Below are 13,578 nucleotides of genomic sequence, written 5' to 3'. Positions count from 1 at the left end.
TACGGAGCTACTCGTGGAGATTTATTTCATCCGTTCGCTACCGCTCGGGTCTCCTTACGTCGAAATGACAAAGCAAACGAAATAAAACAAAGAATAATGTTTCAAAAAAAACACCTCTTTTTTATTCTCCTTTTGGCGAGCATCGTCTCGGCACAGGAAATCCATAAAAAAGAATATTTTCAGCCAACAGTAGCATCCTCAAGACCTTGGGTGTATTGGTATTGGATGAAATCGGCGTATTCTAAACCCGGAATTACGGCCGATTTAGAAGCGATGAAACAAGCTGGAATTGCAGGCGCTTATTTAATGACCATTAAAGGCCCAGCAAATCCACCGTTGCTAGATCCGCCGGTTTTACAGTTGAGTCCTGAATTTTGGGATATGATTCATTGGGCTTTTAAAGAGGCCGATCGTTTAGGTTTAAAACTGGCTTTTCATGGAGCTGACGGATTTGCAGTTGCAGGCGGGCCTTGGATTACTCCAGAAATGTCAATGCAAAAAGTAGTCTGGTCAACAACTGAAATTTTGGGAGGCAAAAAAGTTATTTCGAAATTACCAATTCCAGAACACTATAAGGACTATTATAAAGACATTGCAAGTTTTGCCATTCCGATAAAAGAATATCAAATTACTTCGCAGATGCAAGTGCCAAAAGTAACGACATCAAACAACACCGATGCATCGTTTTTGGCTGATTCTAAAAAAGATGAAAACTTCAAGTTTGCCGATGCAGGTTGGATTCAGTATGAATTTGCACAGCCTTTTACCTGCAAATCTATTGTAATTGAAACCAAAGGAAGAGATTTTCAGGCACAGCGTCTTATTGTAGAAGTGAGTGATGATGGAGTTAATTTTAGATTCCACGAAAGAATGATAGCACCGCGTCACGGCTGGCAGGATATGGATTTCCCGAATACCCATACGATTACGCCAGTTACAGCAAAATATTTCCGATTTGTGTATGATCCAAAAGGAACAGAACCTGGCGCAGAGGATTTGGATTTTGCGAAGTGGAAACAAAATCTGAAAGTCAGCAAAATTATACTTTCCAACCAGTCGTTGATTAACAATTACGAAGGAAAGTCAGGAGCAATTTGGCGCTTGACTCCGCAGACTACTCAAAAGAAATTCCAAATTCTGATGCATTTAAAAAATCAGAAATTATTAATATCTCCAATTTTGTTGATGCCGATGGAAACCTGAATTGGAAAGCGCCAAAAGGAAAATGGAAAATTATCCGAATGGGACATACTTCGACAGGACATGAAAATGCAACTGGCGGAGCAGGAAAAAGGACTGGAAGTAGATAAATTTAATCCAGAATTAATTCGTTTTCAATTGGATCATTGGTTTGGAGAAGCCGTTCGTTCAGCTGGTCCAGAATTGGCATCAAAAGTTTTAGAAATTCTTCATTTTGATAGCTGGGAATGCGGAAGCCAAAATTGGTCTTCGGTTTTTCAGGTAGAATTTAAAAAGAGACGTGGCTACGATCTTGTAGATTATCTTCCAGTTATGGCGGGAATTCCCGTAGAAAGTGCTGATTTTTCAGAGAAAGTTTTATATGATGTTCGAAAAACAATTGCCGATTTAGTAGCTGATAATTTCTACGGAACTGTCGCTCAAATTGCAAAAGAATATAACGTTAAGTTAAGTTCTGAAAATGTTGCGCCAACCATGATGAGTGATGCTTTGCTGCATTATAAATATGTGGATTATCCAGGCGGAGAATTTTGGCTGAAAAGCCCAACGCATGACAAACCTTTTGATATGGTCGATGCCATTTCGGGCGGACATATTTACGGAAAAGATATTATTCAGGCTGAGTCTTTTACGGCTTTGCGAATGGATTGGGACGAACACCCAGGAAATTTAAAAACAACAGCAGACCGAAATTACGCTTTAGGAATTAACCGTTTATTTTATCACGTTTTTGTACATAATCCGTGGACGGACAGAAAACCGGGAATGACTTTAGACGATATTGGAACTTTTTTCCAAAGAGACCAAACGTGGTGGAAACCAGGAAAAGCGTGGTTTGATTATTGTCAAAGAGTACAGTTTCAGTTGCAAAAAGGAAAACCTGTAATTGATTTGGCGGTTTTTATCGGTGAAGATTTTCCTTCCCGTTCTTTTGTACCTGATCGTTTGGTACCGTTTATTCCGAATGTGTTTGGTGCAGCAAGATTGGAAAGCGAGAAAATCCGTTTAGAAAATGAAGGTCAGCCAACGGCTAAAATGCCAAAAGAAGTTACTTATTCTAAAAATATCACCGATTTATCGCAATGGATTAATCCGCTAAATGGTTATCAATATGATTCTTTCAATGCCGATGTCTTAATCAATCGTGCGAAATTGGTAAAGGGAAAAATCTCATTTGATGGCGGAATTGAATATGGCGCTTTATTCTTTCCGGGAAGTCATAAAATGGGACCAAATACCATTTTATCTTTGGCTTCCGCCGAAAAAATCCTGCAGTTGTTAAAAGATGGCGCAACCATTTTTGTAGATGAAAAACCAAATCTTCAGCCAGGAATTCGATCAGAAGCCGATCAAAATAAATGGCAGAATGTAATTGATGAAATTTGGAATAACGCCAATTTATCAACATGGAAAATCGGAAAAGGAACAGTTATAAAATTACCGTATTTAGGAAATGATTTTGCTTCCTTAGGAATCACACAAGACGTTTATTTTCCGAATTTAAACCGAGCTGATTCAGAAAGATTGGCTTGGGCGCATCGTAAATCAGAAAGTGAAGATTTATATTTTCTTTCGAATCAAAAGAATGAAAAAAGAATATTCGATGCTTCTTTCAGAATAGCTGGAAAAGTGCCACAATGGTACAATCCTGTGACAGATCAAACTTCGGCTTTAGCCAATTGGAAAATAGAAAACGGAAGAACAATTGTTTCTATAACTTTAGATGCCAACGAGTCTGGTTTTGTGATTTTTAAAGAGGAAACAAAAGAAGTTTTAGCTAAAGGAAATGCATCTGAATTTGAAAAAGTTCAGGTTTTAGATGAAAATTGGGAATTGCAGTTTGATACAACTTTTAAAGGTCCGAAAGGAGTGGTGAAAACAACCAAGCTTTTTAATTGGAGTACTTCTGAAAATGATCAAATTAAGTATTATTCAGGAACTGTGGTTTATAAAAAAGAGTTTATCTGGAAAGGAAAAGATGCTAATAAAATATGGCTTGATTTAGGCGAAATTGCCAATATGGCCGAAGTTTCAATCAACGGAAAAGACTGCGGAACGCTTTGGACTTTCCCTTTTAAAACAGATATTTCGCAGGCATTACAAAAAGGGAAAAATACAATAGAAATTAAAGTCACAAATACTTGGGCTAATAAATTAATTGGCGATCAAAAATTGCCAAAAGAAGAAAGATTAACCTGGACAACAGCGCCGTTTAGATTAGAAGGAGAAGAATTGTTGAAAGCAGGATTATTTGGGCCGGTTATGATTTTGAAAGAGAAAAATAAATAAAAATTTAGCCACAGATTAAAATGATTATTTGGATTGTCACCCTGAGCGAAGTCGAAGGGCGCTTCAATTGGAATCGGGCTTCGACTTCGCTCAGCCTGACATAACTAAAATTAATAATCCTTTTAATCTGTGGCAAAAAATAAATAAAAAATGAAAAAATCAATTATTACATTATTAACGATTTTAGCGAGTCTTCAAATCAATGCCAAAATTAAACTGCCTGCATTGTTTACAGACAATATGATGTTACAGCAAAAATCGAATGCACCCATTTGGGGCTGGGCAGAAAAGAACGCCAACATTGTAATCAAAACTTCTTGGGATTCTAAAACCTACAAGGTAAAAGCAGACGCTTCAGGTAAATGGAAAACAGAATTAAAAACGGTTTCATTTGGTGGCCCATACACAATTGAAGTATCGGAAGGAAACGAAAAAGTAACTATCAAAAATGTCTTGTTGGGTGAAGTTTGGCTTTGTTCGGGACAATCTAATATGGAAATGCCGTTGAAAGGATTTCAGGGTCAGCCTGTTAAAAATGGAAACGAAATCATTGTAAGATCAACTAATAAAAACATTCGTTTAATCACGATTCCACGAGCGACGGTTTTAGAACCTTTGCAGGATTTTGAAGGAAAATGGGAAGAAGCTTCTCCAAAATCAACTTCCAATTTTAGTGCAACGGCTTGGTATTTTGGATCGCTTTTGCAGGAAGTTTTAAATGTTCCTGTTGGATTGATTCATGTTTCGTACGGAGGTTCAAGTATGGAAGCATGGATGAATCAGGAAATGCTGAAAGATTTTGCAAGCGCTAAAATTCCGACCACAAAAGAAGAATTGGCAAAAGATCCAAATCGTGTGCCTACGACTTTGTTTAACGGTATGCTTTCGCCTGTAATTGGTTATGGAATAAAAGGCTGTATATGGTATCAGGGAGAATCGAATTACGAAAGAGCTAATGAATATACCGCTTTAATGAAGAAAATGGTCAGCAGTTGGAGAACATTGTGGAATCAAGGAGATTTTCCTTTTTATTTCGCTCAGATCGCACCATTTAATTACGCCTCATTCCATCCAAAAGATTATTTAGAAAAATACAATTCGGCTTATTTGAGAGAAGCGCAGTTTAAGGCTTCAAAGGAAATTCCAAACTCAGCAATGGCGGTTTTAATGGATGTTGGTGAAGAAAATAACATTCACCCGATGGACAAAGAAAAAGGAGGAAACCGATTGGCTTTTCAAGCTTTGGCAAGAACGTACGGAATTGAAGGTTTCGAATTCGAAAGTCCGAAATATAAATCGATGGAAATAAAAGATGCCGCTGTAACGGTTTCGTTTGATGATGTTGCCAACGGAATTACGTCTTATGATAAAGAAGTTTTAGGATTTGAAATAGCAGGAGCAGACAAAGTTTTCTATCCCGCAAAAACGGTTGTAAGAAGAAAATCAGTGGTTCTAACTTCTGATAAAGTGAAAAATCCAGTTGCAGTTCGCTATTTATGGAAAGATTTCGCAAAAGCGGAATTGTTTAGTGCAGGAGGTTTGCCAGTTTCTTCGTTTAGAACGGATGAGTGGTAATTTATAATTGATAATTGATAATGATGAATTTAACATTCAGTTTGTCATTCTGAGGAACGAAGAATCTTCGTTTACAGCATCGACAAAGATTAGAGATTTTGATTGAGGAGTTACTTGCGAAGATTCTTCGTTCCTCAGAATTACAAACTATAATAAAAAATTAAATTGAAATATATTAAATACATACTTCTCTTCACAACGCTTTGCCTTAAAGCGCAAATTCCTGCGCTTGATAATTACAATCAAGTTTGGACAACGCAGAGCAATAATTCATCAGAATCTATGCCTTTAGGTGGCGGTGATATTGGCATGAATGTCTGGGTCGAGAAAGGAGATTTGTATTTCTATTTTTCACGAAGCGGGACTTTTGACGAACATAATACTTTACTGAAATTAGGCCGTGTAAAAATTACTTTAACACCAAATCCATTTGAGGAGGCAGCAGGCTTTTATCAGGAATTAAAACTGAAAGACGGTTATGTTTTAGTTGGACAAAACGGTACTAAAATCAAACTTTGGGTAGATGTTTTTAAACCGATTATTCATGTTGATTTAGAAAGTAAAAATCCGTTGAAAATGACGGCTTCTTATGAAAACTGGCGTCATCAAAATCGTGTTTCCAAAGGAAAAGAAAACAATGCCAATTCCTATAAATGGGCACCTCAGGGAGATCTTGTCAATTTTAAAGATTCGATTGCTTTTGAGAATAACGGACTTAAATTCTATCATCGAAACCGCGAACAAACCGTTTTTGACATAGCGATAAAACAGCAGAAAATGGAATCGGTTAAGGACCAGATGATAAACCCGATTGCGAATTTGACTTTCGGCGGATTCATGAAAGGTGATAATTTAAAGCCTGATGGGAAATATCTTGGAAAATATCAGGATACCGATTTCAAAGGGTATAATTTAACAAGCATAAAACCTTCAAAAAAACAGTCGCTGGAAATTTATTTAAACACCAGTCAATCTGATTTTGCTGCTTGGGATAATGGTTTAAAAAGTTTGATTGCTTCGAATAAAAACACTGCAAAACAAGCGGAGAAAAACACAATAAAATGGTGGAATAATTTCTGGAACCGCAGTTTTATTTTTACCCAAAAAAATCAATCGATTGATAAAGATTCAGTGTATCAAATCGGGCAGAATTATCAATTGTTCCGATATATGCTCGGATGTAATGCGTACGGAAAATATCCAACCAAATTCAACGGCGGACTTTTTACAGTTGATCCGGTTCATACCAATAAAGACCTGAATTTTACTCCGGATTTCAGAAATTGGGGCGGAGGAACCATGACAGCGCAAAATCAGCGATTAGTTTATTTTCCAATGGTAAAAAGTGGTGATTTTGATATGATGAAATCGCAATTGGATTATTATTTGAATTTACAGAAAAATGCTGAATTGCGAAGTAAAGTCTATTGGAAACACAACGGTGCTTCTTTCACAGAACAGCTAGAAAACTTCGGATTGCCAAATCCTGCTGAATACGAATGGAAACGCCCCGCAGATTATGATCCTGGAATGGAATATAATGCCTGGCTTGAATACGAATGGGATACCGTTTTTGAGTTTTGTAAAATGATGCTGCAGCAGAAAGAATATGCTAACGAGGATATTCAAAAATACAATTCGTTTATCATAAGCTGTCTGCGTTTTTTTGATGAACATTATCAATATTTAGCCAAAAAAAGAGGCCGAAAAGCTTTGGATGGAAACGGGAAATTAATTCTTTTTCCGGGTTCAGCGGCTGAAACGTATAAAATGGCGAATAATGCCAATAGCACAATTTCAGCCTTAAAAGTAATTACAGAAAACCTTTTAAACCTTTCTGCTAAAGAATTGTCAAAAGAAGATGCCGAATACTTAAAAGGATTTCAAAATAGAATTCCACCTTTGAATTTCGGGCAGATTGAAAATCATAAAGTTCTGCTTCCAGCCAAAACATGGGAACGCGTTAACAATACCGAAGTTCCTCAATTGTATCCGGTTTATCCGTGGGGAATTTACGGCGTTGGAAAACCGGATCTAGAAACGGCTTTAAATACGTGGAAATACGATTCTGATGCGATAAAATTCAGAAGTTACATCGGCTGGAAACAGGATAATATTTTCGCAGCCAGTTTAGGTTTGACAGAAGAAGCAATGAAATATAATCTGCTAAAAATGACCAATTCAGAAAGACGTTTCCCGGCATTCTGGGGACCAGGTTTTGACTGGGTTCCGGACCACAACTGGGGCGGTTCTGGAATGATTGGTATGCAGGAAATGCTTTTGCAGGAAGATGATGGAAAAATCTATCTTTTTCCGGCATGGCCAAAAGAATGGAATGTACATTTTAAGTTACATGCAAAACAAAATACAACAATTGAAGCCGAACTTATTAATGGAGAATTAAAAGTTTTGAAGGTAACTCCGGAAGGAAGAAAAAAAATATTATAAATCTGTTAGGGATTTCAATAGAAGAAAAGAAAAAATTAAACTAACTATTACTAATTAAAATGATAAAGAAATTTTTTAGCACTGCTGCTTTAGTATTGCTTTTAACTGCCAGCGGGCAGGCACAAAATAAACAAATGATAAAAGTCGATTTTGACTTTTTTCAGAGAAGACTTGAAGAAGTTCATGCTCCGGGCTATGATTCGTGGGTGGTTAATGAAATGAAAGAAGACCAAAAAACTTTTAACGGTGTGACATTTAAACTGAAAGGCAACTTCAGTTCGAAATGGTATAAAGTGGGGATTAATGCTCCATTTTACAATAGATTGGGAGCTGACGGACTAGTTACAGCAGAAAATCTGGAAATGAAAATCAGTGGGTTAAACCCAGGAAAACACACCCTTTTAACCTTTCATAATGCTTTTGATGTTATCGCAGGAAAAACTTTTTCACCAATAAAAATCTTTGTAAACGGGAAACTTCAGGAAACTGTAAATGCAAGTCAGAGAGCCAATGCAAAAATTGATGCTACAATGGCTTATATAACTTTCAATGCTGAAAAAGGAAAAGATGTAGTAATTCGTTTTGAAATTGATCCTGTAACCAATCCTGATATTGTGAAACAGATTGTAATTAATGGTTTTGAAATTGATACGCCAAACTTGATGAACCAGGCTCGTTCTCCAAAACCGGAAAATGCAAATGAGCATGTTGTGACAACTGACAAAAAGTTTTTGCTGGAATGGGATGCTTCAAAAAATGCGGTAGCACATAAATTGTTTTTTGGTGAAGATAAAAATGCTGTTGCAAATGCTACTGAAGCTTCAAAAGAATTTAAAGGTAAATTGGCTGAGAGAACATTTTGGGTTGCTGATTTATACAGTGGTTCGACTTATTACTGGCGTGTTGATGAAGTTGATGCTAAAGGAAATGTTACTTTAGGAAATGTCTGGTCATTTAAACCAGCTCAGCTGGCTTTTCCGGGAGCAGAAGGTTACGGGCGTTTTGCCGTTGGAGGCCGTGGCGGAAAAGTTATTGAAATAACCAACCTTAACGATGACGGACCGGGAAGTTTACGTGACGCCATTAACCAGCAAATCGGACCAAGAACTATTGTGTTTAACGTTTCCGGTAACATTCAGTTGAAATCAAGATTAGTAGTCAATCAGCCTTACATTACTATTGCAGGACAAACAGCCCCTGGCGAGGGAATTACGATTAGCCGTGCACCTATTGGTTTAACTGGAAATGATGGTGTAATTCGATTTTTAAAAGTAAGAATCGGAGGCGGAACTACTTTTGACGGAATGGGATTAACAGGTGCAGATTACAGTATAATCGATCACTGTTCTATCAGCTGGACGATTGATGAATCGTTCAGTTCCCGTGGTGCACATCACATTACATTACAGAGAACTTTAATTTCTGAAGCTTTGAATGTGGCAGGACACGATAAATACGAAGCCGGAAAAATGCACGGCTATGCAGCGACGATAGGTGGTGATATCGGAAGTTTTCACCACAATTTACTGGCTCATAATTACGGCCGTAACTGGAGCATTGGCGGCGGTTTAAGCGGTGACGGATTTTATACAGGAAGGCTCGATATTAGAAACAATGTCGTTTATAACTGGGGTAAAAGAACGACTGACGGAGGTGCAAATGAAGTTAATTTTGTGAATAATTTCTATAAGCCGGGCGCTTCTACAGGGATTTTCGTTGCACTAAATGCACAGCACGAAGGTGTTGGAAAAGGAATGCAGCGTTATTTCTTTGACGGAAATGTAATGCCGGGTTATTTTGATGAGAAATCTCAGGAAAAAGGCAGAAAAAGAACCATTACCAATAACGATAAAGTAGACTATGAAACATTTGTAGACAAGCCTTTCTTCGATTCTTATGTAAATACGCAGTCAGCAAATGGGGCTTATAAAAATGTACTTTCGGATGTTGGTTCCAATCAGCCGTTTTTTGATAAGCATGATAACCGCATTGTAGAGGAGACTTTAAAAGGGACTTTTACCTATAAAGGAAGTAAAAGCGGTTTAGGCGGAATGATTGATAATGAAGAAGATGCAGGAGGATGGCCAAACTTTCCAGCAGAAACCCGTCGGGCAGACTGGGATACAGATCATGATGGTTTGCCGGACTGGTGGGAAAAAGCATTTGGTTTAAATGAAAATTCAAAAGCAGGAGATTTTTCAGATGCTAATGCGGATTTAGACGAAGACGGATTTACACAATTGGATAATTATTTAGACTGGATGGCGCAGCCGCATTTCTTTGTGAAATCTGGAGAGCAAACCGTTTTAAATGCTGCAGATTATTTTAAAGGATACGAAGCAAGTCCTGTATTTACGTTTTCGGATCTTACTAATGGACGAGTAATCTTAAAAGGAAAAGAAGTTCAGTTTAAGCCTATTGAATCAGGATTCGCATCTTTTGTGTTAACAGTTAAAGATGCTGATGGGGATACAATGAGCAGAACAATTAATTTCTTTGTGAAATAATAATTTACCGCAAATTCGCAAATTATTTGAGCAAACTCAACACTTATAATTTGCGAATTCGCGGTTGAAATTTTTTTAAATATAAAAAATGAAAAAGCAAATCATCGTATTATCAGCAATCCTTTTTTCAACTGCTTTTATAGCCCAAAACAAAGGTCTGGTTGCCAATTCAGAAAGTCCTTATTCTAAATTGCAGAGTGTAGGTTTACAGGATGTAAAATGGACCAATGGTTTTTGGAAAGAACAATTTGATGTAGAAACCAAAAATACGCTTCCCTACATGTGGGACTTGTATCACAACGATGAGGTTTCCCACGCATACAAAAACTTCGAAATTGCTGCCGGAATAAGCAAAGGAACTTTCAAAGGACCTTCTTTTCATGATGGTGATTTTTATAAAATTTTTGAAGGAATGGCTGCGACTTATGCCGTTACAAAAGATAAAAAGCTGGATGCAGAAATGGATAAAGCGATTGCACTTTTCGAAAAGGTACAGCGCAAAGATGGTTACTTGCACACTCCGGTTTTGATTGACGAGCGCTGGGGAACTTTGGGACCTGAAGAAGTTAAAAAACAATTAGGTTTCGAAAAATACAATATGGGGCATTTGATGACGGCAGCCTGTATTCATTATCGTGCTACCGGAAAAACTAATTTTCTGAATATTGCAAAAGGCGTTGCTGATTTTTTATATGATTTCTACAAAAAAGCGTCGCCAGAATTAGCGCGAAATGCCATTTGCCCTTCGCATTATATGGGAATTGTCGAGATGTACCGCACCACGAAAAATCCGAAATATCTCGAATTAGCCAATAATCTAATCGATATCAGAGGAACTACCGAAGATGGAACCGATGATAATCAGGACAGGATTCCGTTCAGACAGCAGACAACAGCAATGGGTCATGCGGTAAGAGCGAATTATTTGTATGCCGGAGTAGCCGATTTATATGCTGAAACCGGAGAGAAAAAATTACTTGATAATTTAGAATCAATTTGGGATGATGTAACATATCGAAAAATGTACATCACAGGAGCTTGCGGTTCTTTGTATGACGGTGTTTCGCCAGACGGGACTTCGTACAATCCAACAGATGTTCAGAAAATTCATCAGGCATACGGAAGACCTTTCCAACTGCCAAATGCTACCGCTCATACTGAAACCTGTGCTAATATTGGAAACGTGTTATGGAACTGGAGAATGCTTCAGATTACAGGGGATGCCAAATATGCGGATATTGTAGAATTGGCATTATATAATAGTGTATTATCAGGAATCAGTCTGGAAGGAAAGGAATTCTTTTATAATAATCCGCTGAATGTTTCTAAAGATTTGCCTTTCAAACAAAGATGGAGCAAAGAACGCGAAGGCTATATTGCGTTATCCAATTGTTGTGCCCCGAACGTGACCAGAACGATTGCTGAGGTGAGTAATTACGCTTACAACTTTTCGAAAGAAGGTTTATATGTGAATTTATACGGAAGCAATAACCTGAGTTCAACGACACTTGCAGGAGAAAAAATTGAAATCGAACAACAGACCAATTATCCCTGGGATGGAAAAGTTACGTTGAAAATCGTAAAAGCTCCAAAAGATGTTTATGCTTTTTTATTGAGAATACCGGGCTGGAGTCAGGGGACAACTATTTCATTAAATGGAAAAAAATCAACGAGGCTATAACTTCAGGATCCTACCAAAAAATAGTGCAAAAATGGAAAAAAGGCGATGTGATCGAATTGAATATTCCGATGCCGGTTGAATTGATGCAGGCGAATCCATTAGTAGAAGAAGTGAAAAATCAGGTGGCTGTAAAAAGAGGTCCGATTGTTTATTGCCTAGAATCGGATCAGCTTCCTGAGAATGCAAGTATCAACGAAGTAGTTTTGGATGTCAATTCTAAATTCACGACAGATTTTATCAAAATTTGCGATAGACAATTGTTGAGTATAACTGCCAGTTCATCAATAAATAATGATACTTCATGGGATAAAAAGCTTTACAAACCGCTTTCGGCAAAAGATAGCAAAGAGTTTACTGTGAAATTAATTCCGTATTTTGCGTGGGGAAATCATGGTAAGGGCGAAATGTCTGTCTGGCTTTCACATTAAAATAATTTGAATTTACCATGTAAGTCATATAAGGTTTTTAAGCAAGAGAAAAATGATTTCTAAACTTAGTATCTTATATGACTTATGTAATTTAAAAATCCATCAACTATGAAATATATCGTTACCTTATTTTTAGCATTAATAGCCTTAACATCATCAGCACAAACAACCGATAACCGGTTTGAATTAACTGTCGCTCAGGATGGCTCCGGAGATTTTAAAACCATTCAGGAAGCCATCAATAAGGTAAGAGATCATGCCGAAAAAAGAGTTCTTATCATTATCAAGTCTGGAATTTATAATGAAAAAGTAGTGATTCCGGCTTTTAAAAGAAATATTATTTTAAAAGGTTCGGATAAAGAAAAAACGATAATTTCATACAATGATTATTCCGGAAAACCATTCAGAGGAATTGACGTTACGGGAGATCCAAAATTTAGTACTTATACGTCTTATACTTTGTTAGTTCAGGGAAATGATTGTTCAGTAGAAAATCTCACTATAGAAAATACAGCTGGTAAAGTAGGTCAGGCAGTGGCCTTGCATACTGAAGGTGACAGGATTTATGTAAAAAACTGCTCCATTTTAGGAAATCAGGATACTTTGTATTTAGCAAAAGGCGGAACCCGTAATTATTTAGAAAACTGTTATATCAAAGGTACAACCGATTTTATTTTTGGTGCTGCAACTGCATATTTTTATAATTGCACTATCGAAAGTTTAAGCAATTCGTATGTTACCGCAGCCTCCACAACTAAGGAAGATACATACGGATTTGTATTTGTGGATTGTAAACTTACTGCAAAAGACAATACGGTTGATAAGGTTTTTCTGGGGCGTCCGTGGAGGCCTTTTGCGAAAACGGTATTTATCAATACAGAATTAGGTTCGCACATAGTTCCTGAAGGATGGAATCCATGGAAAGGAGATAAGAACTTTCCAGACAAGGAAAAAACGGTTTATTATGCTGAATTAGGAAGCAAAGGTGAAGGAGCTAAAGACCTTTCTAAAAGAGCAGCATGGTCGCATCAATTGAAAAAAGCAGATCTAAAAAAATATAGTTTGAATAAAGTATTGGGTAACTGGAATCCTAAATTATAAAATTATTGTATAGGATTGAGACTTATACAATTACAACAAGCCAGTTTCTATATGAGGCAATTCGATTATTGTGGAGGATTAAAAAGTACTTCAGCATAACGTCAATCTCCAATTTCGACACAGAATAATCGATTTATTTAAAAAATCGATTTATATTAAACACTTAAAATCCAGAAGATCGTCACTGTATTAATAAGAATTTACTACTCTTAAATTATTTTTTTTATTTTTTTTAATTTTTTTTATTTGTGATGAATTGTATTTTTTGTAAGAATTTTAATTAAAAGAAATCGATTTCTTAAAGTGTTTCAATAAAAAAAATATAGATAATTATTTTTAATCTCATTGT

At 36.8% G+C, this 13,578-nt stretch carries 9 protein-coding genes; all 9 read left to right on the top strand.

From position 1 onward, the window contains the following. Positions 1–96 precede the first annotated feature (96 nt). The 9 genes from P5P89_RS06590 (at position 97) to P5P89_RS06550 (ending at position 13,229) form a co-directional block, all read left to right on the top strand. Positions 97–1,203 (top strand): glycosyl hydrolase, encoded by a 1,107-nt coding sequence (locus P5P89_RS06590; RefSeq protein ID WP_278011245.1) that lies wholly within the window; start codon positions 97–99, stop codon positions 1,201–1,203. Continuing rightward, a complete protein-coding gene (locus P5P89_RS06585) occupies positions 1,128–1,310 on the top strand; it encodes a glycosyl hydrolase (RefSeq protein WP_278011993.1) in 183 nt (60 codons plus the stop codon). Before P5P89_RS06590 ends, P5P89_RS06585 begins: the two co-directional genes overlap by 76 nt. Then, a complete protein-coding gene (locus P5P89_RS06580) occupies positions 1,264–3,489 on the top strand; it encodes a glycosyl hydrolase (protein ID WP_278011244.1) in 2,226 nt (741 codons plus the stop codon). Before P5P89_RS06585 ends, P5P89_RS06580 begins: the two co-directional genes overlap by 47 nt. A gap of 150 nt (positions 3,490–3,639) precedes the next feature. Next, a complete protein-coding gene (locus P5P89_RS06575; protein WP_278011243.1) occupies positions 3,640–5,064 on the top strand; it encodes a sialate O-acetylesterase in 1,425 nt (474 codons plus the stop codon). A gap of 165 nt (positions 5,065–5,229) precedes the next feature. Next, entirely contained in the window at positions 5,230–7,512 is a 2,283-nt protein-coding gene (locus tag P5P89_RS06570; RefSeq protein WP_278011242.1) for a DUF5703 domain-containing protein, read from the top strand. A gap of 59 nt (positions 7,513–7,571) precedes the next feature. After that, entirely contained in the window at positions 7,572–10,019 is a 2,448-nt protein-coding gene (locus P5P89_RS06565; protein ID WP_278011241.1) for a pectate lyase family protein, read from the top strand. A gap of 88 nt (positions 10,020–10,107) precedes the next feature. Beyond that, positions 10,108–11,700 (top strand): glycoside hydrolase family 127 protein, encoded by a 1,593-nt coding sequence (locus tag P5P89_RS06560; RefSeq protein ID WP_278011240.1) that lies wholly within the window; start codon positions 10,108–10,110, stop codon positions 11,698–11,700. Between the two features lie 23 nt (positions 11,701–11,723). Continuing rightward, a complete protein-coding gene (locus tag P5P89_RS06555) occupies positions 11,724–12,128 on the top strand; it encodes a glycoside hydrolase family 127 protein (protein WP_278011239.1) in 405 nt (134 codons plus the stop codon). A gap of 108 nt (positions 12,129–12,236) precedes the next feature. Beyond that, positions 12,237–13,229 carry a pectinesterase family protein gene (locus tag P5P89_RS06550; protein ID WP_278011238.1) on the top strand — a complete coding sequence of 331 codons (993 nt, stop codon included), beginning with the start codon at positions 12,237–12,239 and terminating at the stop codon, positions 13,227–13,229. Positions 13,230–13,578: the final 349 nt, after the last annotated feature.

It is taken from the genome of Flavobacterium gyeonganense (genome assembly GCF_029625295.1).
Taxonomy (GTDB): domain Bacteria; phylum Bacteroidota; class Bacteroidia; order Flavobacteriales; family Flavobacteriaceae; genus Flavobacterium; species Flavobacterium gyeonganense.
The sequence above is the reverse complement of the archived record's forward strand: the minus strand, read 5'-3'. Positions and strand labels throughout refer to the sequence as shown.

Bases quoted from the DNA above. Each gene is read 5' to 3' on its own strand.
- P5P89_RS06590 (WP_278011245.1), top strand. From the start codon at position 97: ATGTTTCAAAAAAAACACCTCTTTTTTATTCTCCTTTTGGCGAGCATC.
- P5P89_RS06580 (WP_278011244.1), top strand. From the start codon at position 1,264: ATGAAAATGCAACTGGCGGAGCAGGAAAAAGGACTGGAAGTAGATAAA.
- P5P89_RS06575 (WP_278011243.1), top strand. From the start codon at position 3,640: ATGAAAAAATCAATTATTACATTATTAACGATTTTAGCGAGTCTTCAA.
- P5P89_RS06565 (WP_278011241.1), top strand. From the start codon at position 7,572: ATGATAAAGAAATTTTTTAGCACTGCTGCTTTAGTATTGCTTTTAACT.
- P5P89_RS06560 (WP_278011240.1), top strand. From the start codon at position 10,108: ATGAAAAAGCAAATCATCGTATTATCAGCAATCCTTTTTTCAACTGCT.
- P5P89_RS06550 (WP_278011238.1), top strand. From the start codon at position 12,237: ATGAAATATATCGTTACCTTATTTTTAGCATTAATAGCCTTAACATCA.